Origin of the sequence: Streptococcus mitis (assembly GCF_905187495.1) — a bacterium.
Taxonomy (GTDB): Bacteria; Bacillota; Bacilli; order Lactobacillales; family Streptococcaceae; genus Streptococcus; species Streptococcus mitis_CU.
This window is the reverse complement of the sequence record NZ_CAJJIB010000001.1, coordinates 245,626-269,577: the sequence shown is the minus strand read 5'-3', so window position 1 is coordinate 269,577 and position 23,952 is coordinate 245,626. Positions and strand designations below refer to the sequence as shown.

The window sequence follows — 23,952 nt, the reverse complement described above, 5'->3', positions numbered from 1 at the left end:
CCCCCCCCCCCCCCCCCCCGAAAAAGCGTAACTATAATTACTTTTTTCTTAAAATTATCTTAAAAATTGGTAGAATTATGATAGAATGGAAAAAAGGACTCGAGGAGATTTAGGATGCAAGATGAAAGTGTGTATGGATTAGTCTATAAGGCTATTCGTGAGGAAAGAGGGTTTACTCAGAAGGAAGCTGCTGGTACAACGGTGACTCCTCACTTTTTACGTCAGTTTGAGCAAGGGAAATCTCGAATAACCATTCAAAAATTTGAAGAGATTCTTTCTAATATTGGAATTGATAAAGAGACCTTTGATAGTCTCAAAACGCAGATGTTTCCAACTGAATTTCATAAATTACAGGCTCAAGTTGCTGATTTGGCCTATAAGCGTGAATTTAAAAAGATCATTAGCTTGATTAATCAGCCCTTGGAAAATCCTGGAATCGCTGAACACTATGTGATTGCCAATCGTGTAGTCAATAAATTTGCTATCGCAAACATCATCGGCGATTCTTTTCTGACTCCAAAAGATTATCAAGAACTAGAATATATCAAGAACTATCTCAGTGAATTGGACGATTGGAATAAAATTGAGGTGAATATCTTTTCATCTATCCTGCCTCACTTTTCAATCGAATTTTTAGATTACAGGCTCTACCACTTATTAGATACTCTAAAAAAACAGACTGAATACCATTCAATCCGTACTGCTGACTACTATATTGCCTGCTTAAGAACTGCTATCAAGCATTACTCTGTTAATGGCTACTATGATAAAGCTGAAAATCTAGCGTTGAAGACCCTAGAAGTGATTAATACTTTCCCTCTACTGAGTACCAAGATGACAGAGATGATTAGCATTTCCATGGAACGGGCTAATAATTTTCTTAGAAAAGACGATGTCAGAGGTCTAGAGCTTGCTAAACATATCTTTGCTAGTCTTGATAACTTTGAAAAAATCTATCCAAATCAACTTCTGACTCGAATGAGAGAGGATTTCTTTGTCTCTGTCACACAGCTCAATCATACTGGACAACCTCTAGACATCTAATCTAGAAAATAAAAAAGCTTGAGGAACAATATATTTCCTCAGGCTTTTCTTATCCTTTAAATGTCACAATAGTCGCACCACTACCTCCAGCATTTTGTGGGGCATAGCCGAAACTCTTGACATGCTTGTTTCTTTGTAGGTATTTGGTAACTCCTTCACGGATGACTCCTGTTCCGATACCATGGATGATATCAACTTGAGCCATATTGTTAAGCAAGGCTTGGTCTATAAAGGCATCTAGCTCATTCATGGCCTCTTCATAACGTTTGCCTCGAAGGTCCAGTCTGGCTTGAGGGCCACGACCAGAAGTTCGTTTCACAACATTGACTTGTTTCTTCTTGACTTGCTTTTCTTGCTGGGCTTGAACAAGGTCAAACTCTTTCTCTTCCAAGGTCATCTTGATCAAGCCAACTTGGGCTTCCCAACGGCCATCCTTGAGTTGACTGGTCAAGGTACCACGCTGGCCATAACTGAGAACCACGATATCATCTCCCACCTTTGGAGCTCGTTTTTTCTTGGCCTTTTGAAGAACCTTGTTTTTAGACAAATCTACTTTTTCAGGAGCCAATTTTTTCAGCTTGGCCTTGGCTTCAATGATTTCGTGGGGTTTGAGTTGAGATTTACTGTGGAGATTTTTAAGAATCTGATTACTCTCACTTAGGGCCATGTCCACAATCTCAGCAGCCTGTTCACGCGCCTTATTAAGCTCGGTTTCCTTTTCACGATTGAACTCATTGTAGAGCTTTTTGAGAGCACGGTTCATTTTGAGATTTTCTTGCTCCACCTCACGGATATTGTCCAAGCGTTTACGGCTTTCCAGCGTCTGCTCTTCCAGTTGCTCAATAATCCGATTGACATCATTGTCCTGATCGACCTGCTGGCTGGCATCCCCTACAATAACTTCAGATAGGCCTAGACGTTTGGCAATTTCAAAGGCATTGCTTCGGCCAGGCACACCCTGCATAAATCGATAGGTCGGGCGAAGAGTCGCAGTATCAAACTCCATGCTGGCATTTTGCACAAAGGCTGTCTCTATACCATAGGCCTTGAGCTCCGGATAGTGGGTAGTCGCCATGGTCTTGACCTGACGCAGGCGAAGGTCCTCCAGAATAGCCATGGCAAGGGCGGCTCCTTCTTGAGGGTCTGTACCAGCCCCCAACTCATCCAAGAGTAAGAGTGAATGTTGATTGACCTTGCCAAGAATATCCACAATATTGGTCATGTGACTAGAGAAGGTAGACAAGCTCTGCTCAATAGACTGCTCATCGCCAATATCAGCAAAGATTTCTTCAAAAATACCCACACGACTTCCCTTGTCTGCTAAAATCGGCAATCCTGACTGAGCCATAACCTGTGTCAAGCCCAGAGTTTTGAGCATGATGGTCTTACCACCTGTATTGGGACCTGTAATGACAATGGCTGTTAAATCTTGGCCAAAATGGACATCATTTGCGACCGCATTTTTGACCAAAGGATGGCAGACATGGAGCAGTTGGATCTCCTGATTTTCTGATAACTTAGGAACGACCGCTTGCCTCTCTTGGATAAAACGAACCTTGGCACGAATCAAGTCTAGATGACCGATAATCCAAGCGTCATTGGCAATCTCAGCCGCATGAGGGCGGACACGCTCCGAGATTTCTTGGAGAATGCGAAGCATTTCATAACGCTCATCTGCTCTCAGACTAGCGATTTCTTCGCTCAGTTTGACCACCTCACGGGGTTCGATATAGACGGTGTTTCCGCTGGCAGAAATATCATGAACAACACCTGCAATCTTATTACGGTAGGTGTTTTTGACTGGTAAAACCTGACGACCATTTCTGCTGGCAACGATTCCTTCTGTCAACATCTGCGCTTTTTGCTTGAGCAGGTCCTGTAAAACATCTCGTACTTGACTCTCGCTATCATGGATTTTTCGACGGATGCGCGCCAATTCTTCACTGGCAAAATTTTCAATGAAACCTGCATCATTAAAGGCTTGGAGATTTCCTTGTAATTGCGGAAAATCATGTAATTTCTCAAACCAAAGAGCTAATTCTTCCAAGCTGACATTTTCCAGATTGGCATAAAAACTTTGCAGTTCTCGGCTGGAAAGAAGTACACGCTTCAAGAGTAGGAACTCCTCGATATTGAGGTCCGCCCCCATTTCCAACCGCTTGCAGACTCCTGCAATTTCCTTAGTTGAGAGAATCGTGAAATGCGGTTGCTCAACAAAGAGTGCCTGCATTTCCTTCATCTCAGCAAAAGCCTGTTTGATTTTATCCGCTTTGGCAGTCGGAGCCAGCTGTCTCAGTTGATTCAAGCCCTGCTCTGTCAACAAATGAGGTTCAAACAAGGCCTTGACCTTATTGAACTCTAATGTTTCTAATATTTTCTTATTCATCTTTATTTCCTTGTCTTTGAATGTCTAGGTGTAGTAACTTTTTACATTCTGATAGATTCTAGTCAATCTGTAAACAAAGGGCTAGGAAAATTCCTGCCCTTTTTATCCGATTAAATTTGTCACCCAGATTTGTTTGAGCCAACTGGTTGTTACTGGTATGCTCTGGATGATGTGTTTTGCGACGATACTCTTTTCAAGAGGATGTTGAATAGCTGCCATGGGGATGGTCGCTAAGATTGTCAAGGCCATTTGCAAGACAAATAAGGTCACCAACATGGACAAGATACCTGCTGAAATTTGGAACAACTTACCACCCAGTTTTTTACTAGGAAGTAAGTGCAAAAGGAGACCAAGTAAACGACCGATGCTATAGACAATCCCAAATACAAGCAAGTAGCCGATCCCTGCGTAAAAGACCTTATCCAACTGAAAGAGTTGATCCGATGGGAAGAAAAAAGTTCCCTGACCTTCCTGCGGATTTGCATAAGGAAGTAATAAATGGAATTGTTCTCCAAGCCCCTTATAAAACTGGCCAGCCATAAAAGCCGATGCCATGGCTGAAATCAGGTAATAAATCTGTAAGAGCAGGCCTCTCCGATAGCCGATATAAAATCCCCAAGCCAAGACCAATAGAAGAAGGAGTGAAATCATAAGGAATCCTCAATCTTGCTCTGTTCTTGCTTGCAAGTCACAAGTTTGTGACGGAGTTCTTCTAGCTCTTGCTCCTTATCGTCAAATTCAATCTCACGGCTGAGCTGAGTTGATAAACAGTTGACTGCCAACAAAAGAGCGATTGTTTCATCATCTGCGCTAGGCATTTGTTCTTTAATTGCTTGGTATTTTTCTGTCGCAACCTTGGCAATCTCCTCCATAAAAAGGTTATCATGCTCGCTTGTCAAGGTTAATGATTTTTTCCCGAATGTAAATTTGAATCGATTTAGATTTGCCATAAAATTCACCTCACGATATTATACCAAAATTCGCTAATTTTGTCAGTTTTTACAAATTTGCCTGCTTTTATGGTACAATAGAAACTATGGCAAGTATAACACTCACACCAAGTGAAAAGGAGATTCAGGCTTTTCTTGAACACTATCAAACCAGTCTGGCTCCCAGCAAGAATCCCTATATTCGCTACTTTTTGCGACTACCTCAAGCAACGGCTTCTATCTATACTTCTGGAAAGGTCTTGCTTCAGGGTGAAGGAGCTGAGAAATACGCTAGTTTCTTTGGCTATCAAGTTGTAGAGGAAACCAGCGGACAAAATTTCCCTTTAATTGGGACAGATGAGGTGGGAAATGGTTCCTACTTTGGTGGACTTGCAGTTGTGGCTTCCTTTGTCACACCTGACCAGCATGACTTCTTGAGAAAACTCGGTGTGGGGGATTCTAAGACTCTGACCGACCAAAAGATCCGTCAGATTGCCCCTATTCTCAAGGAAAAAATCCAGCACCAGGCACTGCTTCTCTCACCAAGCAAGTACAACGAGGTCATCGGAGACCGCTACAACGCTGTTTCGGTTAAGGTTGCCCTCCATAATCAGGCTATCTATCTCCTCCTTCAAAAAGGCATTCAGCCTGAGAAAATTGTGATTGATGCCTTTACCAGTGCTAAAAACTATGACAAGTACTTGGCACAAGAGGCCAATCGTTTCAGCAATCCGATCAGCTTAGAAGAAAAAGCTGAGGGCAAATACTTGGCTGTCGCAGTTTCTTCTATCATTGCGCGTGATCTCTTTCTGGAAAATCTTGAAAATCTGGGACGAGAATTGGGCTATCAACTTCCAAGTGGAGCTGGAACGGCTTCTGATAAGGTGGCAAGCCAGATTTTGCAAGCCTATGGTATGCAGGGACTCAACTTCTGTGCCAAACTGCACTTTAAAAATACTGAAAAAGCGAAAAAACGCTTAGAAAGGTAAATTATGAATTCATTTAAAAATTTCCTAAAAGAGTGGGGATTGTTCCTCCTGATTCTGTCATTACTAGCTTTAAGCCGTATCTTTTTTTGGAGTAACGTCCGCGTAGAAGGACATTCCATGGATCCTACCCTAGCGGATGGCGAAATCCTCTTTGTTGTTAAACACCTCCCTATTGACCGTTTTGATATCGTGGTTGCTCATGAGGAAGATGGCAATAAGGACATCGTCAAGCGCGTGATTGGAATGCCTGGCGACACTATCCGTTACGAAAACGATAAACTTTACATCAATGATAAAGAGACAGACGAACCTTACCTAGCTGACTACATCAAACGCTTCAAGGACGACAAACTCCAAAGCACCTACTCAGGCAAGGGATTTGAGGGAAATAAAGGAACTTTCTTTAGAAGTATCGCTCAAAAAGCTCAAGCCTTCACAGTTGATGTCAACTACAACACCAACTTTAGCTTTACTGTTCCAGAAGGAGAATACCTTCTCCTCGGAGATGACCGCTTGGTTTCGAGCGACAGCCGCCATGTAGGTACTTTCAAGGCAAAAGATATCACAGGGGAAGCTAAATTCCGCTTCTGGCCAATCACCCGTATCGGAACATTTTAAGAGACCTAAGAGGCCGAGAATCAGCAATCTCAGCCTCTTCTTCTATCGTGAGAAGATGATTATTCACTACCCAGTTTGATTAAGATAGAAACAAAGTTATACTCAATGAAAATCAAAGAGCAAACTAGGAAGCTAGCCGCGGGCTGTACTTGAGTACGGTAAGGCGAAGCTGACGTGGTTTGAATTTGATTTTCGAAGAGTATTAACTCTCACCTATTTATGCAAAGGAATCTTATGGAAGTTTATTTTTCAGGAACCATTGAACGGATTATTTTTGAAAATCCCAGCAATTTTTATCGCATCCTCCTCCTAGAAATCGAAGATACGGACGCAGAAGATTTTGATGATTTTGAAATTATTGTCACCGGTACCATGGCTGACGTGATTGAGGGAGAAGACTATACTTTTTGGGGACAAATTGTCCAGCACTCCAAGTATGGAGAACAACTGCAAATCAGCCGGTATGAACGCTCAAAACCAACTAGCAAGGGCTTGGTCAAGTACTTTTCAAGTAGCCATTTCAAGGGAATTGGTCTCAAAACAGCTCAGAAAATCGTGGATACCTATGGCGACAATACCATTGACGAAATTTTACAACACCCGGAAAAGCTAGAAGGTATCGCAGGACTCTCTGCCAAAAATCGCGAGGCATTCGTCTCCACACTTCGTCTCAACTACGGAACGGAGATGGTTTTGGCCAAACTAGCCAACTACGGCATTCCCAATAAACTAGCCTTTCAAATTCAAGACTTTTACAAGGAAGAAACCCTTGATGTGGTTGAAAATTATCCCTACCAGTTAGTTGAGGATATCAAAGGATTGGGATTTACTATTGCTGACCAATTAGCGGAAGAACTAGGCATCGAAAGTCAGGCTCCTGAGCGCTTCCGCGCCGGTCTAGTTCATAGTCTTTTTCAGACCTGTATGGAAACAGGGAACACCTATGTTGAAGCACGGGATTTGCTGGAACAAACCCTTACTCTCCTTGAATCTTCTCGCCCCGTGGAACTGGATCCCAGCCAAGTGGCCCAAGAACTCTCCTACCTGATTGAAGAAGACAAGGTTCAGCAGATTGATACCAAAATCTTTGATAATAGCCTCTTTTTCGCTGAGGAAGGCATCCGCAGTCACTTGGTCCGTATCCTTGAAAAAGGAAAACAGAAGAGCCAGGATTTAGAAACCATTCAAAAACATATCACTACTGTCGAGGAAGAGCTTGGAATTGAGTATGATATCATTCAAAAACAAGCTATCTGTGATGCTATCCAGAACAAGGTCTTTATTCTGACAGGTGGACCTGGTACTGGTAAGACAACTGTTATCAATGGTATCATCGCTGTTTATGCCCTTTTAGAAGGACTTGACCTCAGGAAAAAAAGCAATCTGCCGATTCTTCTTGCTGCTCCAACTGGACGAGCCGCTCGGCGCATGAATGAATTGACAGGTTTGCCTAGCGCGACCATACACCGCCACTTGGGAATGACAGGTGACGATGATACCAGTCATCTGGAAGATTATCTGGATGCCGACTTTATCATCGTAGATGAATTCTCAATGGTGGATACTTGGCTGGCTAATCAACTCTTCTCCAACATCTCTTCAAACAGTAAAATCCTCATCGTGGGCGACAGCGACCAGTTACCTTCTGTCAGTCCTGGACAGGTTCTAGCGGATCTGCTTCATATTCCTTTGATTCCTCAGACTCGCTTGGAAAAAATTTACCGACAAAGCGAAGAATCAACTATCGTCACCCTAGCTAGTCAGATTCGACAGGGTATCTTGCCAGCTGATTTCACCCAGAAAAAAGCAGACCGTTCCTACTTTGAAATTGCTAGCGGCCATATTCCTGCTACCATTGAAAAGATCTTAGGTGCCGCCCTCAGAAGCGGTATCCCTGCCCGTGATATCCAAGTTCTGGCTCCCATGTACCGAGGGACAGCAGGGATTGATGCCATCAATCAACTCATGCAAGACCTGCTCAATCCACCACAAAAAGACCAACTCAGTTTTGAGGCTCCCCAGTGTCACTATCGTAAGGGCGACAAGGTCATTCACTTGGTCAACGATGCTGAAATCAATGTCTTTAATGGGGATTTGGGAGCTATCACAGACCTGATTCCCGGCAAATACACCGAGTCGAAACAAGACGAGATTGTCATTGATTTTGACGGCAACGAAGTCTCTTACCCACGTAACGAATGGTACAAGATTCGTTTGGCCTATGCCATGAGTATCCATAAGTCTCAGGGAAGTGAGTTCCCTGTTGTCATCTTACCTATCACTAGTGCTAGTAGGCGCATGCTGGAGCGCAATCTCATCTACACAGCCATTACACGTGCCAAAAGCAAACTCATCTTACTAGGCGAATTACAGGCTTTCGACTATGCTACCCAGCACATCGGAACTGCCCGAAAAACCTATCTGATTGAGCGCTTCAGTGATTTAATTGAAAATATTGAAAAAAATAAACAATCCATCTCTGAAACTGCCACATCAAGTGACTCTGAACAACCTTACATCCTGACCGAAGAAAACTGGACCAGTATTCCAGCTATGATTGGAATTACAGACGCAGACCTCAAAGAGATTTTTGGAAAATAGTGCATAAGAAAACCCACCAATTCAGGTGGGATTTTTGTTTATTAAGATTATTTAACTGTTGCTGTGCTTGTGATCAATTCAACAGCTTTTTTGATTGTGATATCATGTTTCAACATATCAGCTGAAAGCAAGCTTTGTACTTGTGCCACTTCCATGTTGTAGTCTGCCGCCAATTGCTCGATTTCTTTTTGGATTTCTTCTTCTGAAGCGTCAAATCCTTCAGCTTTCGCAACTGCTTCGATAACAAGGTTAGTCTTCGTACGTGACTCAGCTTCTCCCTCGTATTGTTTGTGAAGGTCTTCTTGAGTAGTTCCAGTGATTTGGAAGTACATGTCAGGGTTGATACCTTGACGTTGCAAGTTTCCAAGGAATTCATTTACTGAACGGTGAACTTCTTCGTGGATCATTTCTTCTGGAAGTTCTACGATTTCAGCGTTCTCTACAGCTTTATCAATTGCTGCACCTTCAACTGCATCTTTGTAAGCTTCTTCTTTAGCAGCAGCCAATTCATTGCGGTATTTTTCTTTCAATTCAGCAAGTGTTTCAACTTCTTCATCGATGTCTTTTGCAAGCTCATCGTCAAGAGCTGGAACTTCTTTAGCTTTTACTTCGTGGATAGTTGTCACGAATTTAGCTTCTTTACCTGCAAGGTCTTCTGCTTGGTAGTCTTCTGGGAATGTTACGATAACATCAACAGTTTCACCAGCTGAGTGACCTACCAATTGGTCTTCGAAACCAGGGATGAATTGACCTGAACCAAGTCCAAGTGAGAAGTTTTCACCTTTTCCACCGTCAAATTCAACACCGTCGATAGAACCAACAAAGTCGATAACAACAGTGTCGCCGTTTTCAGCAGCAGCTTCCTTTATAACCAATTCAGCCAAGTTGTTGCGTTCGCGTTCGATACGCTCTTCAACGTCAGCGTCAGTTACTTCTTTTTCAACATCTACTGATACTTCAAGGTTTTTATAGTCACCCAATTTTACTTCAGGTTTTGTAACGACTTCAGCAGTGATAACCCAGTCTTGACCTTTTTCCATTGAAGTTACGTCAATTTTTGGTTGAGCAACCACTTCAAGACCAGCTTCTTTTACAGCTGCTTCATAAGCATTTGGCAAAAGAGCGTTCATAACGTCTTGGTAAAGTGACTCTTCACCAAATTTTTTGTCGAAGATAGGACGTGGAAGGTGACCTTTACGGAAACCTGGAACATTAAGAGATTTCTTCACTGAGTTGAAGACACGATCCAATTCTGGTTTGATTTGGTCTTGAGAGATAGTGAAAGTCAAGACACCACGGTTTGTTTCTTTGTTTTCAAATGATACAGACATTCTGTCATTTCTCCTTAAAATTTTTTAAATACAGTCTATTATAACATAAATGGGCGACTTTTTTCAAGTAATGAATGCGCTTTTCAATCCTGCTGGAAGTATGGTTTCTTCTTAATTTTCTTTAGAATTCAAATATAATCTTATAAAAGGTATTCAGTAGTGGCTGATTACAGTTAAAAAACGAATCGCCCATACATCCCTCATTAGGCGATTCGTTTTTCTTATTTAACCACAACCACTTTGTAATATTCGTTTGAGTGTGGAGATTCAATCTTAATTTTTTGACCATAGAAACCATCGATTTCTTTGTCAAGATAATCTCTAACTCCTGATGGCAAGCGTTTCATCTTAAGAATCTCACCGGATTGATCCGCATAGGCTAGAATGTGATAGTGAGTAGTGGTTGCTCCATCATCAATCAGTACAAAGTAACCTGTTTTAAGCTTACCTTGTTCATTTTCTAAATAGTATAGTTTATTGTTATTGATTGTGAAGTAAGTAGACGGAAGTCTAAGTCGTACACCTGGGTCTTCTAGATAAAGATCATTGCCAACTTTTTTGATTTCTGATCTAGTTGTCATCTCTGGAAGTGGTAATACTCTACGACCATCTGCTCCAAAGTAATATCGACCTGGTAGATTTTGGAAATTACGAATAACAGCTTTAGGATCAATTTCTTGTCCTTTTTCTTTATTATCCACTAAAGCTAAGGTTATATTTGCAACATGATCCCCATATTTGTCGGAAAACTTCTTGAACTCAGGTTTGACATACCAAGTGTTTTTAGCCACTATAACATCAGTAAATTTATTCCCATCATATTTTGCTTTAATCAGATATTCATATCCATCGCCTAAACGAACAATATCATCATGTTTATAAGGGCTATCTTGTAAAGTGAACATATGTCCATCCTTGCTGAGAATATAGCCTGTTCCATCACTAGAATTTACAACTCTATCAGAGGCCATTGCACCTGATTGTTCAAAATAATACCAATCACCATTTATGCACTCCCAACCTGTCATCATAGAACCACTAAAATGAAGATAGTACCATGTGTTGCCTTCTTTGTACCAGCCAGTACGCATAGCGCCACTATTAGCTAATGAGTACCAGGTGTTACCTTCCTTGTACCAGCCAGTGCGCATAGCACCACTATCTGCTAGGGAATACCATGTATTTCCGTCTTTGAGCCAGCCTGTCTGCATTTTACCAGCGCTATCGAAGTGATACCAAGAGCCAGCATTTTGCACCCATTTACTTTTAGCTAAGCTTCCATCTTGAGAAAGATTCCAGTCAGCGCCATTTTTTACCCAAGTATCTGCAGCCTGTACTTGATTGATAGACAATAGTAGGCCAGCACCTGCAAGCAAACCAAGAGTGAATAGTTTAGATTTTTTCATAGCCATTTCCTCCTGTTCTATAGTGAAATGAACATGACTTCCTAGTAAACAAAACTGTTCGCTTTTTTCTTTTTACTATGTCAGATAGTTTATTTCACAACAGAAACATTTCCTGTTGAACTGTCATATCTAACAGTTTCTCCATAAAAACCGGAAATTCCTTTTTCAATATAATCACGGAAATCATTAGGCAAAACTTTCATCTTCACGATTTCACCAGATTCATCTGCATAGCCCAAAATATGGTGATCTTTAGATAATAATCCGTCCATAAACATTGTAAAATATCCAGTTACAAGTTTACCATTATCATCATTGGCACCTCTTAGATAAAGTTTATTGTCATTAATTGTCAATCCAGATGAATCTAGACTAATAACTGGACTTGAGTTTTTAAGATAAAGTTCAGACCCAACTTTTTGAATAGGGAAGTGAGTAGTGAATTCTGGTAGATTCGCAACCTTACGTCCATCTGCTCCAAAGTAATACTTATTTGGTAAGTTTTGGAAATTCTTTATGACAGCTTTAGGATCAATTTCTTCCCCTGGTTTTTTATTATCAGTAATTGCATCTAAAGTATTTCGTTTTATATCGCCAATCTTTTGATAAGAAAAACGTTCAACAATAGGTTTGATATACCAGGCATTCTTTTCGATAACAACTCCATCTTTCTTATGAACAAGGTGATAGTCATAACCATCAGACAAAGTAACGATATCTGTAATAACTGTATCATCAAAAGGATCTTGTTCAACCTGACTAGGGAGTTTGGTTAACATATAACCATCCTTACCAATGACATAACTTTCCCCATCGCTTGCTGGAACAGCTCTATCTGCTACCATAGCACCTGATTTTTCAAAGTAAGACCATTGACCATTTGCAGTTGCCCATCCTGTTGCCATAGCGCCACTGCCTTTTAGGTAGTACCAAGTAGATCCTTCTTTGTACCAACCTGTACGCATAGCACCACTATTAGCTAGTGAGTACCATGTGTCACCTTCCTTGTACCAGCCAGTACGCATAGCGCCACTATCTGCTAGTGAATACCATGTATTGCCGTCTTTGAGCCAGCCTGTCTGCATTTTACCAGAACCATCGAAGTGGTACCAAGAACCAGCATTTTGTACCCATTTATTTTTAGCTAGACTGCCATCTTGAGAAAGATTCCAGTCAGCACCATTTTTAACCCAAGTATCTGCAGCCTGTGCTTGATTGATTGTCAAAAGTAAACCAGCGCCTGCAAGCAAACCAAGTGTGAGAAGTTTAGATTTTTTCATAGCCATTTCCTCCAATTAGTAACAAATTATTTATGACATTTAAATTTTATTGTTACCAAACTCGTCTAGCTCCGTCAATAGATCCAATGTATTCATTGTTAGTTATGTTTACAAATTTTCTTACATAATTTGCGTGAACCACTTGGTTACCGCCAATATTAATTCCCACATGTTCAAGATTATTAAAGAAAATTAAATCTCCAGGTTTTTCATTACCAGTTACATCAATTCCTTGCTTAAATTGAGATCTAGTATCAGTTCCTAAGTAAATGTCAAAGTTTTTATATATGGCATGTGTAAATCCTGAGCAATCTACACCCTTATTCAAGTCTGCCCAACCCCCAACATATGGGATTTTATCTACAAATGTCTCTGCATACTCAGCAATTGCCTGACCTTTATTTTCTACGCAAACACCGTTAGATCTGAAGAAATAAGGTTTCCCATTAACTCTATTATAATCAGTTAGCATGGAACCGTCATTTGAAAGATAGTACCAATTACCATCTGGGTTAATCCACTCATTTGATTTCATCCAACCTTGATCATCAAAATAATACCATTTCTTATCTAAGAATTCCCAATGTTTAGCATACCCACCTGAAGTATATTTGAACCACCAGCGACCATCTGTTATCATCCAGGTTCCTTTATCATCTCTATTTTGATTAAATGCTATTTTTTCTTGATCGCCTTCTACTTGCGTTAATTCTCTAGGAGAAAATCCTACCAACTTAACTTGTTCTGCATCTTCAACCTTAATTTTACCTTCTTTAACAAGTTGATCAATTGCTTCTTTCTCGCTTGTATACTGTGAAGTTGTTTGTGATGTAGTCACTTTAGTGGTAGACGTTGTAGTTTCTGCATTAACTACATAAGTAGTTGATAACAAAGCTCCTGAAGTAAGTAATAAAGCTGCATAAGTAATATATTTTTTCATGACAAAAATCCTTTCTTCAAAATTCCTTAACGCTCTAGTGACCTTATTTTGATAATTTACGGAGATATGATTCTAACCTCCTTTTGGATTTTTTATATCCTTTGATAAATACTACATTACTTTAGTTATCTTTAGCTTCATTTTACTCCCCTATAAAATGAATGTCAACAAATAACATAAAACATTGTGAAAAAAATATTTTATCGTGCTAGAGGTACTTGCTTGCTTCTTTGATACTAAGGTCAGCCATTTCTCCAATATCATTTTTGCATATCTGTTAAAAGTCCTCATGCCCTACCAAATGGTGCTGAAAGGCATAGACCGCTGCCTGGGTGCGATCGCTAACTTCAAGTTTGGCAAGGATATTGGACACATGAGTCTTGACCGTCTTGAGAGAGATAAAAAGTTCATCTGCGATGCGCTGATTTTCGTAGCCCTTGGCGATGAGTTGGAGAACATCTCGCTCACGCGCAGTCAAGTCCTCATGTAGTTCTATGTGATTGCGGTGGTATTCGACCTTCTTGCTGACCTCTTGCTCAATGGCAAGCTCCCCAGCAGCCACCTTACGGACTGCATGGAGTAATTCGTCTGCACTAGAAGTCTTGAGCATATAGCCCCGAGCACCAGCATTTAAAACAGGCATGATTTTTTCATTGTCCAAGTACGAAGTCACAATCAAAACCTTGGCTTCAGGCCATTCTTTGAGGATAGCCAAGGTCGCGTCAATTCCATTCATCTCAGGCATGACAATATCCATGACAATGACATCTGGACGCAGTTCCAAGGCCAAATCAATCCCTTGAGACCCGTTTGCCGCCTCGCCCACAACTTCTACATCGTCTTGGAGGTCAAAGTAGCTTTTCAAGCCCAATCGGACCATTTCGTGGTCATCTACTAGTAAAATTTTCATCTTTACTCCTTTATCATTCCTCATCTAACAGGGGAATACGGATATCAACTGCCAGCCCTTGCTTGGGAGCTGTCAATAACTGAACCGTCCCTGCCATATCTTCAACCCGCTCCTTGATATTGCGGAGTCCATAACTCAAGTCATCTAAACTCGCTAACTGAAAACCAATTCCATTGTCCACCACCTTCAGTTGCAATTCAAAATCTGTCTGATAGAGATAGACATCCAGACAAGAGGCCTGGGCATGGCGGAGGGTATTGCTGATCAATTCTTGCAGAATACGGAAGATATGCTCCTCGATTTTCTTAGGCAATTTAGATACATTTTGCTTGAGACTGACCTTGAGATCACTCTTGTCCTCAAGCTCTTTTAAGAGAATTTGGATTCCTTCAACCAGACTCTTTTGCTCCAGTTCAACTGGTCGCAAATGCAAGAGTAAGACCCGCAAATCCTTCTGGGCTGTTTCTAAAATAGCTGTGACACTCTGCAACTGGGTCTGCATCTTTTCTCTATCCAATTTCAAAGCCTGCTGACTGACACCTGACAAAATCATGTGGGCCGCAAACAACTCCTGACTGACAGTATCGTGCAAATCCCGAGCAATCCGCTTTCGTTCTTTCTCGATGATTTCCTCTTCTTGGGCAAGACTTTGATTTTCAGCCTTTTGAAGAGCCTCTGTCAAGAGGTTAAGTTTGCCTGACAAGGACTTGAAACTGGCATCCAAATCTGGATCAGCAACCTGAACCACTTCTTTCCCTGACAACAAACGCTTGAGATTAACCTGCATTTTTCGTAAAGAAAGCTCTTCGACACCTCGCCAAAACAGGGCTAAAAGACAGGTCATGGACATGCTGAATACCAACAACAAAAAGACAAATTTTTCTGTTTTTTCGACATCGTGCAAGAAAATAGACCAGTCAAAGTCAAGGATGTCCAGCAAGCTGTGGGAGAAAAATAAGACAAACAGGATGGAGGTGAGAGCAATCATTACATAAGCTTGTTTTTTCATCCTCTAACCACCTCAACATCTCCAATCATAGTGGTCAAGAAAATCTTGACACTCTTGTTACTCTTAAGGTAGTCTCTTGTTTCTTGATGATAGTGTTCATTTCGGAGGGGTCGCTTGGGCTGGTTAAAGAAAGTCAAATCACCATAGAGACAGTTAACGCTGAGACTGACTTCCACATCTACAGGCACAATGATTTTGGTCGTACCTACCATCTTTCTGAGGATAATGACATTATCGTGATTAGTTAAGATGACCCTCTCCAGATGAATGGTATCCTTGCCCATGAGGCGAAAGAGATTGATATCATCAAACTGGCAAGTCTGGTAGCTTGAAAAATGATGGAGATTGCCAAACCAACGATTTTTCTCCTTCTTAACCGTTACCACCTCTTCAAAAACCAAATTTGTCTGCTCTTTTTCCTGGTTCATCATCGGATAAAGAAGAAAGAGGCTATAGATGACCGCAACAAAAATAGCTAGAATCACAAAAGGATTGAGCATGACGATGAAAAAGAAGAGAATGGTTGCCACCACTAAAAGAAGATTATTACCCTCTTTACCAGTGTAATAGCGAATCAAAAGCAAAAAGAGGAATAAAATCAGCAGAAAACGCGAAAAATGCTCTGAAACCATCAAAATCAGAGCTCCCGTCAAAAGACAGGCTTCGATAAATAAAAAGATTTTAAATTTTCTCATAGGTTCATCCTCTCCCTTCTATTTTATCACAATTGGAAAAAGTCACCTCGGTCTGAAGATGGAAAAAAGGCGGTGGTTACGCCTTTTTCATCTGATCATTTGCTTCTTTTAATTTTCCATAAAGAATGTAATCTACGCTTTGCAGATCAGCTAGGGTAGCACAGTTAAGGGCGCACATAATCAAACGCAGATCTGCTTTCCAGCCTTGGATAATATCAATCACTTCTTCGACTGAATAGGTTTCAACCAATTCCAGAACGGTTCGTGACAGCCCTACAGCCTTTGCGCCAAAGACCAAACACTTAATCATATCCAGCGGATTCCGAACCCCTCCGCTAACCAAAAGTTCGACCTTATCTTTCCAGTCTTGGGCATTGAGAAGGGCTTGCATGGTAGACTGGCCCCATTGATTGAGATAATCACGCTGACCACTGCGACGGTTTTCAATATAGGCAAAGCTGGTACCACCACGACCTGATAGATCCACTGTACGAACACCCAATTCATAGGCTCTCTCGATGGTCGTCACATCCATTCCAAAGCCCACTTCCTTGAGGACAATCGGAACGGAGATTTGCTTACTATAGTCTGCTAGATTCGATTGCCAGCTTCTGAACTTCCTTTCTCCCTCAGGCATGAGTAATTCTTGCATAACATTGACATGCACTTGTAGGAGAAGAGGATTCATCTCTCCTACAGTCTGAAGACCTAATTCGACAGGCTTGTCCAATCCAATATTGGTTCCAAGAAGGAGATTTGGATGACTAGACTTGACAGAAAAAGAGTCAACTGTTGGATCTTTGAGAGCCGCACTATAAGATCCCGTCACAAACAAAATCCCACAGGCGTCCGCCACCTGAGCCAGCTTTTGATTGATTTCTTTACCTTTTTCACTCCCCCCTGTCATGGCATTGATATAAAAAGGAAAATCCCACTTTCGTCCAGCAAACTCTGTCGACAGATCGACTTCATCCAGGTCGTAAAGAGGCAAGGAAGAATGAATCAACTCCACCTCATCAAAGCTATTATAGGAACTTTTCTGCTCAAGGGCATAGCGGATGTGCTCATCCTTACGATTTGTCGTCATGTCCTATCCTTTCTTGGTACAAGAGCTCAATCCCCAGATTGGCCCAACGGTTTTTTAGGGTTTCAGTTGAATGCTCATCAAAACTCAAGGCAATACCACAATCACCACCACCAGCACCGCTACTCTTAGCAACAGCTTGCAAATCTTGACTGGCTTCTTTCAACTGTCTAAGCGAAGGAGTGTAAATATCTGCGCTCAAGCCTTCTAAGAGCTTGCTGGCTACTTCTACTTGCTCGATCACTTTTTCGGCTTTTCCTTGCTCCAAGGATTCTACCAAAGTAGCTACCGTTGCTTTTGAGGAACTTAAAAAATTCTGATTGATGTTTTGCTTGATTTGCTGGACCATGTGACTCGATACAGCCACTTCCTTGGTCCATCCCACTAGGAAATCACATTCTAGGGCAGGTTGTACGTGTGAGATTGAAAAGCCCCAATCACGCTCTAAAACAGTCGCTAAGTTTTCTTCTTCCAACCAAGCAGCCACCTTCTGGCGATTAAATGACTGGTAAAGAACCAATTCCTCTGCCACAATACAGGCAAGGTCCCCCATAGAACCATTGTCTCCTCGATTGAGCAAGACCGCGCTAGCCAGCTTGAACAAGAGTTCCTGATCAACCGTAATATCATACAGAGCCAGCAGGGCCTTGACAACCAAGACAACGACACTACCACTAGAGCCTAGACCAAACTTTTTCCCTTCTCGTTCCATTTTCCCTCGGATTTCCAAGGAAAAAGGTTGCAAAGTCTGCCCACAATAAACGAGGAAATCTTCCACTAAAGCAATCGTTTCTTGAATCAAGCTATAGTCAGGATTTGGTGTCAAATCCACTGCGAAATCAAACATATCTGAGTAGATACGGTAACTATCAGAAAAAGCAATCTCCCCCTTCATATAGATGGGGATGTCCTTTATCAAAGATAACTGCCCTGGTTCTAGAATAGCATATTCGCCTGCCCAATAGAGTTTTCCGCAAGTTTTAACAGCAATCATCTTGACTCAAATCCTTTGTTTTTGACACAATTAAGCGATAACGTTGACCGAAGATTTCTGATAAATGCTCCAAGTCTTTCTCCTGACAGAGGACTTTGACATTGGGACCAGCATCCATAGTAAAGTAGCAGGCTTCCCCTTGCTCACGAAGCTGGCGGACAAAGTCCATTGCTTCATAGCTTGCATCGGTCAGATAAGAAAAGGCTGGTGATGCAGTTTTGGTCGTAGCGTGCATAGCAAGGGCATTTTTCTCCGTTAACTCCCCAACCTTGGCAAAGTCATTTTCCTTAAGGTAAACCAGCATATCCTGATAATCCTTCTCAGACTGACGGACCCAGTCATCAAAGGTCGTCGAAGTTTCCACACAAAGTTTCATCCCATCACGACTAGAGATTGGTTTTTTCTTGTCCTCTAGCACCAACATAATCATAGCTAGTTTCAAGTCTGTCTCTACAGGGTAGATTTCTCCACTATCCTTATCCCAAGCACCTAGTGGTCCATAAAAACTCCGAGAAGAAGAGCCTGATGCAAACTTAGCCTCCTGCGCCAACTGACTCCGATTCAAACCAAGCTTGAAATAAGCATTACAAGCCTTGACCAAGGCGGACAAACCGCTAGAACTTGAGGACAAGCCCGCTGCGGTCGGCATATTGTTTTGAGTGTCAATACGAACAAAACCCTCATCATCTGGACGATAACGGTCAATAATCTTGCTCATCTTGGCATGCTCCGCCTCACTCTGTAGCTGACCATTGATATAAAAGGCATCAGCTGTCGCATCCGTCGGTAGAGATGACAAAGTCGTCTCTGTGTACATATTTTCCAAAGTCAGAGAGATACTGCTAGTAGCAGGCACCATCTCTTTCTCTTTTTTCTTTCCCCAATATTTGATAATAGCAATATTTGCGTAAGAACGTACTGTTACAGGCTCTCTATCCATGTCTGAACAGCTCCTTTCTCTTCTAATCTTTCTGCTAGTTCTTGAGCTTGAGTCAAATTGGTTGCCAAGGCTATGATACAGCCTCCTAGCCCACCACCGCTCATCTTGGCACCCAGAGCACTATGGCTAAGAGCCGTTTCAACTAGAGAATCCGCCTCAGGGCTACTAACACCAATTTCTTTTAGATGTAAATGCGCTTGACTAAGGATTTGTCCCAGTCCTTCAGCATCTTTTTGTGAAATCGCTTCTTCTGCTTGCTGGGTCAATTCTCCCAGGGCATGCAAAAACTGCAGGGCATCCTTGCCCTTGTTTTGAACCACTTGGATGGCTTCACGAGTATGACCATAAACGCCCGTATCTGCAATCACCAAATATGCGGATAGATTCATCTCAAGCTCTGTAAATCCTACGTTCTTAATAAAGCGAATAGGCTGGTCACTGAGACAGGTCTTAGCATCCAAACCACTCGGATTCATATGGGCAATCATCTCAGCCCGATTGACCAAGATTTCTAGTACATCATGAGGCAGATCAGCCTGATAGTAGTCAAAAACCGCACGAATGGCCGCTATGCTGATAGCCGCTGACGAACCCATTCCCCGTTTTTCAGGGATAGCCGAGTCAATCTCACAGCGAATGCAGGCTTCTTTGATATCCAAATACTCCAGCGAAGCATAAACTGCCATGGACAAGGTATCCTCCTCATAGAGACGCCAAGGACTCGCTGCAGGAACTACCTTACAAGTTACCACCACCTCCAAAAGAGGCAGGGAAATGGCAGGATAACCGTAAACGACCGCATGCTCCCCTATTAAAATTATTTTACTATGTGCCTGACCGACACCCACTTTTTTTGTCATGTTTTCCTTTTAGCTAGACGGAAAGACCGTCTCATACTCAATGAAAATCAAAAGGCAAACTAGGAAGCTAGCCGCGGGCTGTACTTGAGTACGGTAAGGCGACGCTGACGAGGTTTGAATTTGATTTTCGAAGAGTATTATTTTTTCCTACAAGTATTTATTTTCTCCTATCTATTTTATTATATTTTCACAAAAAAAGCGATTGTTTCCATTCACAATCGCTCGATGCTAAAATAAAACTTTTAAGCAAACTAGAGAAAAAACTCAAGAAAGAAATGGATAAACTCAGTTGCATGATTACAACTGAGTTCTCCTAGTCTATTTTCTATTCTTGCATGGTGTAACCGACACCACGAACGGTTTTAATGTAACTTTTTTGACCTTTTACATCAAGCTTGCTACGTAGATAACGGATATAGACATCCACGATATTGGTTTCGGTCGCACTTTCATACTTCCAGACACTTTCCAACAACTGCTCACGAGTCAGGACTTTCTTGCTTCCCATAAGAGTAGCCAAGAGGTCATACTCACGACGCGTCAGAGCAATCATCTCCTCGCCACGATAAACGGTATGATGTTCTACATCCATACGCAGATTACGGTAAGACGTTGGAACCTTCATCTGACTGCAGTGTTGATCGATAAAGTCCCGACCTCGGAAAATCGCTGAAATACGAGCTACCAGATTGTCAATAATAACCGGCTTATAGATGTAAGAAACAGCAAAGCGTTGGATTGTCTCAATCTGATCTTGCAATTCTTCGCGATGGTCTAAGACCATGATGACTGAGGCTGGCTTAGTCCGACTCAGCTTGTCTGCAAAATCCTGGGCTGTCATATCCCCCAGACGAGCATTCAATAAAATCAAGTCATAGTCTGTCTGAAGAGCCATGGAGAGGGCCTTTTGCCCCTCCTCAACCTGATCAACTCGGTATTGCTCTTTTTGGAGTTCCAAACTTAAAAAATGAGCTAGATTTCGTTCTTTCTCAAGTAATAAAATCCGTTTCCCCATGGCAGACCTACTTATTTTTCGTCATACCAAGAGTAGTGGAATGTTCCTTCTTTGTCTTTACGTTGGTAAGTGTGGGCACCAAAGTAGTCACGTTGTGCTTGGATCAAGTTAGCTGGAAGGTCAGCTGAACGGTAGCTATCAAAGTAAGTAATAGCTGCTGAGAAAGTTGGCACTGGTACACCAGCTTGAACAGCAAGAGCTACGATATCACGCACTGCTTGTTGGTACTTAGCAGTGACATCCAAGAAGTATTCATCTAAAAGAAGGTTAGCAAGGTCTGCATCACGGTTGTAAGCATCTGTAATCTTTTGCAAGAAACGAGAACGGATGATACAGCCATCACGCCAGATAGATGCAATATCTGCAAATGGCAAGTTCCAGTTGTTTTCTTTAGAAGCTACACGCAATTGCGCAAAACCTTGTGCGTATGAAATGATTTTTGAGAAGTAAAGGGCTTGACGGATCTTTTCAATCAACTCAGCCTTGTCTCCTTCAAATTTGAAGGCAGCTGGTTTTGGAAGAACCTTGCTTGCATGCACACGTTCTTCTTTGTAAGTTGAAATGTAGCGAGCAAATACTGACTCAGTGATGAGTGACAATGGCACACCAAGGTCAAGTGATGATTGGCTAGTCCATTTACCAGTTCCCTTGTTGCCTGCAGCGTCAAGGATGTAGTCTACGATTGGTCCGTCTTGGCCTTCATCGTCTTTACGACTCAAGATATCAGCTGTGATTTCAATCAAGTAGCTGTCCAATTCACCCTTGTTCCACTGAGTAAAGATTTCAGCCATATCTTCTGCAGAAAGGCCCAACAGGTGTTGCATCAAGTCATAGCTTTCTGCGATCAATTGCATATCACCATACTCGATACCGTTGTGAACCATTTTCACATAGTGACCAGCTCCATCAGGACCGATGTAAGTCACACATGGTTTGCCATCTTCTGGTGCTTTAGCTGAGATTTCTTCAAGAACATCCGCAACCAATTCGTAGGCCTCTTTTTGTCCACCAGGCATGATAGAAGGACCTTCAAGGGCACCTTTTTCACCACCAGAAACCCCAGTACCGATAAAGTTGATACCTGAGTTTGCCAATTCTTCATTACGACGGATTGTATCTTTGTAGAAAGTGTTTCCTCCGTCGATCAAGATATCACCCTTGTCAAGGTGTGGAAGAAGGGCTTGAATTGTAGCATCTGTACCAGGTCCAGCTTGAACCATGAGCATGATACGACGAGGTTTTTCGATTGAGTTTACAAAACTTTCAACGTCATAGCTTGGTACAAAGTTCTTTTCAGGATGGCAAGCAATTACATCTTCAGTTTTTTCTTTACTACGGTTGTAAATAGCAACTGTGTAACCACGAGATTCAATATTAAGGGCAAGGTTACGACCCATTACGGCCATACCAACAACACCAAAGTTAGCTTTTGTCATTTGACACTCCTCTTGTTTAATTTGTTTTATTTTATCATTTTTACTTTTGAAAAGAAAGAATTTTGTAACGACTGCTTAGTAGTCCAAGTCATCCGCATGTCCAGAACCATTTCCAACAAAGTATCCTGTCTTACAGTTAAGGGTAAAGAGATAGGTTCCGTCTGGCTTGTAGAGGTTGTAATAACCATTGCCATTAACGATATTAACACGTTCAAGGATATATTGGTTACCAGTGATATAACCACGTGAACGTGAAGTCGCTAGAATTTGTTCTAAGACACCATCCGCGAAATCCCAGGCAGAATTATTGCTATCATCAATAGCAGACTGGTTATAAGAAACACGACTCGCACTTCTTTGAACAGCAACTCCTGCACTTGATACACCCATATTGACTTCACTGCGGGTACTTCTAGTTTCAGTTGATGCAGTATTTGAACTACTTGGGCTTGTTTCACTAGCAGTATTTTCACTTGCTTGACGAGAACTTGAGCTGCTAGTTTCACTTGAACTTGAGCTTGAAGCACTTGTTTGCTGGCTCTTACCAAGGCTGATAGCCTTATCTAGAACTTTATCAAGCTCCGTATTTCCAGTTTTAATATCTGTAAATTTAGCATCTGATTTAGCTTTAGCGTTAGTATCCAAGACACCATCCATAATAGCTGGTTTCTCAAATTGAGCATTGACATCTTGAATGGCCTTGATTTGAGTTGCTAGGCTATCATACTTAGATTTTGCAAGCGTATATTCACGACTACCTTCTAGCTTATCAAGCAAGGTTTTCAGTTGACTCAGTTTATCAAACTGGCTATTCTTCAGAGCCGTTTTGTTGCTATCTGTATAGAAGGCATCATATAAATTATTGAATTCTTCCGCATCTGACTGCGTATTTGTAGTTGATTGAGAAGTTTGGATTTCCTTGGTCGAACGAGCCACTTGACGATAAACATAATAACCAGTTCCAAGGATAAGAACCACTAAGGCTGCTAGAATACCGTAAAGCACCCATTTCTTCTTACTTTTTCCATCTTCACTATCTGTGACTCGAGAACGTGTGAGAGCCTCTTCCGTTCCAACTAATGGTACCTCTTCCTTCTCAAATTCTTCGACAAGAGGAGCTTCTGAAACTCGTGTTAATTCTAAATCATCAAACTGATTCAATTCATCTTCTGGAGCTGGAGAAGTTACTCCTGTTTCCTCACGAAGCTCTTGAAGCAAATTATCCAGAGTCTGAGTCTCCTCTACCTCTTCTTTTTCAACTAGATCATCCTTGCTAAACTGACGCGTTTCAAACTTATCTGCCTCAATTTCATCCTTATGTTGTTTCACATACTTGTCCAAGATAGAATCTCCAGGCAATACACCTGCTTCCACCTCTTCATTTTTCCGCATAGCTTCTCCAACTGTTAGCTCTTTGGCTTCATCAAAATCAAATTGCGCTTCTTGATGTTCTGCTTTATGACGATTACGTCTTTTCTTACTCAT

At 41.7% G+C, this 23,952-nt stretch carries 21 protein-coding genes; 4 read left to right on the top strand and 17 right to left on the bottom strand.

What is annotated here, in order from left to right; all coding sequences use genetic code 11:
* The first annotated feature begins 114 nt into the window (after positions 1–114).
* Positions 115–1,044: a helix-turn-helix domain-containing protein gene (locus tag JQ843_RS01295; RefSeq protein ID WP_203212690.1), complete on the top strand. Its 930-nt coding sequence runs from the start codon at positions 115–117 to the stop codon at positions 1,042–1,044.
* Positions 1,045–1,093: 49 nt separating this feature from the next.
* Here JQ843_RS01295 and JQ843_RS01290 read toward each other — a convergent pair whose 3' ends face one another.
* The 3 genes from JQ843_RS01290 to zapA form a co-directional block, all read right to left on the bottom strand.
* Positions 1,094–3,430, bottom strand: a complete 2,337-nt coding sequence (locus JQ843_RS01290) for an endonuclease MutS2 (protein ID WP_203212689.1) — start codon at positions 3,428–3,430, stop codon at positions 1,094–1,096.
* 102 nt (positions 3,431–3,532) lie between these two features.
* Positions 3,533–4,081: a CvpA family protein gene (locus JQ843_RS01285; RefSeq protein ID WP_203212688.1), complete on the bottom strand. Its 549-nt coding sequence runs from the start codon at positions 4,079–4,081 to the stop codon at positions 3,533–3,535.
* Positions 4,078–4,380, bottom strand: coding sequence for a cell division protein ZapA (gene zapA / locus JQ843_RS01280; RefSeq protein WP_000002019.1), 303 nt, complete (start codon positions 4,378–4,380; stop codon positions 4,078–4,080). Before zapA ends, JQ843_RS01285 begins: the two co-directional genes overlap by 4 nt.
* An 86-nt stretch (positions 4,381–4,466) precedes the next feature.
* Here zapA and rnhC point away from each other — a divergent pair, with 86 nt between their 5' ends.
* The 3 genes from rnhC (at position 4,467) to recD2 (ending at position 8,567) form a co-directional block, all read left to right on the top strand.
* Positions 4,467–5,348, top strand: a complete 882-nt coding sequence (gene rnhC / locus JQ843_RS01275) for a ribonuclease HIII (RefSeq protein ID WP_203212687.1) — start codon at positions 4,467–4,469, stop codon at positions 5,346–5,348.
* A gap of 3 nt (positions 5,349–5,351) precedes the next feature.
* Complete coding sequence (gene lepB, locus JQ843_RS01270; protein WP_001083986.1) at positions 5,352–5,966, top strand: signal peptidase I; 615 nt, start codon at positions 5,352–5,354, stop codon at positions 5,964–5,966.
* Between the two features lie 234 nt (positions 5,967–6,200).
* Positions 6,201–8,567: an SF1B family DNA helicase RecD2 gene (recD2, locus tag JQ843_RS01265; protein WP_203212686.1), complete on the top strand. Its 2,367-nt coding sequence runs from the start codon at positions 6,201–6,203 to the stop codon at positions 8,565–8,567.
* A 47-nt stretch (positions 8,568–8,614) separates the two neighbouring features.
* On the opposite strand, the gene tig is transcribed toward recD2, so the two are convergent.
* The 14 genes from tig to mapZ all read right to left on the bottom strand — a co-directional run bounded on the left by tig (position 8,615) and on the right by mapZ (position 23,952).
* Positions 8,615–9,898 (bottom strand): trigger factor, encoded by a 1,284-nt coding sequence (gene tig / locus JQ843_RS01260; RefSeq protein WP_000116489.1) that lies wholly within the window; start codon positions 9,896–9,898, stop codon positions 8,615–8,617.
* Positions 9,899–10,119: 221 nt separating this feature from the next.
* Positions 10,120–11,304, bottom strand: a complete 1,185-nt coding sequence (locus JQ843_RS01255) for an N-acetylmuramoyl-L-alanine amidase family protein (protein WP_203212685.1) — start codon at positions 11,302–11,304, stop codon at positions 10,120–10,122.
* An 89-nt stretch (positions 11,305–11,393) separates the two neighbouring features.
* Entirely contained in the window at positions 11,394–12,584 is a 1,191-nt protein-coding gene (locus tag JQ843_RS01250; protein ID WP_203212684.1) for an N-acetylmuramoyl-L-alanine amidase family protein, read from the bottom strand.
* A 52-nt stretch (positions 12,585–12,636) separates the two neighbouring features.
* Positions 12,637–13,524, bottom strand: coding sequence for a C40 family peptidase (locus JQ843_RS01245; RefSeq protein ID WP_060627601.1), 888 nt, complete (start codon positions 13,522–13,524; stop codon positions 12,637–12,639).
* Positions 13,525–13,801: 277 nt separating this feature from the next.
* Complete coding sequence (locus JQ843_RS01240) at positions 13,802–14,434, bottom strand: response regulator transcription factor (protein WP_203212683.1); 633 nt, start codon at positions 14,432–14,434, stop codon at positions 13,802–13,804.
* A gap of 13 nt (positions 14,435–14,447) precedes the next feature.
* Complete coding sequence (locus JQ843_RS01235; RefSeq protein WP_203212682.1) at positions 14,448–15,443, bottom strand: envelope stress sensor histidine kinase LiaS; 996 nt, start codon at positions 15,441–15,443, stop codon at positions 14,448–14,450.
* Entirely contained in the window at positions 15,440–16,138 is a 699-nt protein-coding gene (gene liaF, locus JQ843_RS01230; RefSeq protein ID WP_020902969.1) for a cell wall-active antibiotics response protein LiaF, read from the bottom strand. The genes JQ843_RS01235 and liaF overlap by 4 nt, the downstream gene beginning before the upstream one ends.
* A gap of 76 nt (positions 16,139–16,214) precedes the next feature.
* Positions 16,215–17,225: a type 2 isopentenyl-diphosphate Delta-isomerase gene (gene fni / locus JQ843_RS01225; protein ID WP_203212681.1), complete on the bottom strand. Its 1,011-nt coding sequence runs from the start codon at positions 17,223–17,225 to the stop codon at positions 16,215–16,217.
* Entirely contained in the window at positions 17,209–18,216 is a 1,008-nt protein-coding gene (locus tag JQ843_RS01220; protein WP_203212680.1) for a phosphomevalonate kinase, read from the bottom strand. The genes fni and JQ843_RS01220 overlap by 17 nt, the downstream gene beginning before the upstream one ends.
* Positions 18,203–19,156 carry a diphosphomevalonate decarboxylase gene (gene mvaD, locus JQ843_RS01215; protein ID WP_049500290.1) on the bottom strand — a complete coding sequence of 318 codons (954 nt, stop codon included), beginning with the start codon at positions 19,154–19,156 and terminating at the stop codon, positions 18,203–18,205. Before mvaD ends, JQ843_RS01220 begins: the two co-directional genes overlap by 14 nt.
* The gene (mvk, locus tag JQ843_RS01210) at positions 19,138–20,016 is read right to left on the bottom strand and encodes a mevalonate kinase (protein ID WP_203212679.1); all 879 of its coding nucleotides are present in this window, start codon (positions 20,014–20,016) and stop codon (positions 19,138–19,140) included. Before mvk ends, mvaD begins: the two co-directional genes overlap by 19 nt.
* Positions 20,017–20,341: 325 nt before the next feature.
* The gene (locus tag JQ843_RS01205; protein ID WP_033686437.1) at positions 20,342–21,031 is read right to left on the bottom strand and encodes a response regulator transcription factor; all 690 of its coding nucleotides are present in this window, start codon (positions 21,029–21,031) and stop codon (positions 20,342–20,344) included.
* Between the two features lie 11 nt (positions 21,032–21,042).
* Positions 21,043–22,467 (bottom strand): NADP-dependent phosphogluconate dehydrogenase, encoded by a 1,425-nt coding sequence (gene gndA / locus JQ843_RS01200; protein ID WP_203212678.1) that lies wholly within the window; start codon positions 22,465–22,467, stop codon positions 21,043–21,045.
* A 75-nt stretch (positions 22,468–22,542) separates the two neighbouring features.
* Positions 22,543–23,952 (bottom strand): cell division site-positioning protein MapZ, encoded by a 1,410-nt coding sequence (mapZ, locus tag JQ843_RS01195; RefSeq protein WP_203212677.1) that lies wholly within the window; start codon positions 23,950–23,952, stop codon positions 22,543–22,545.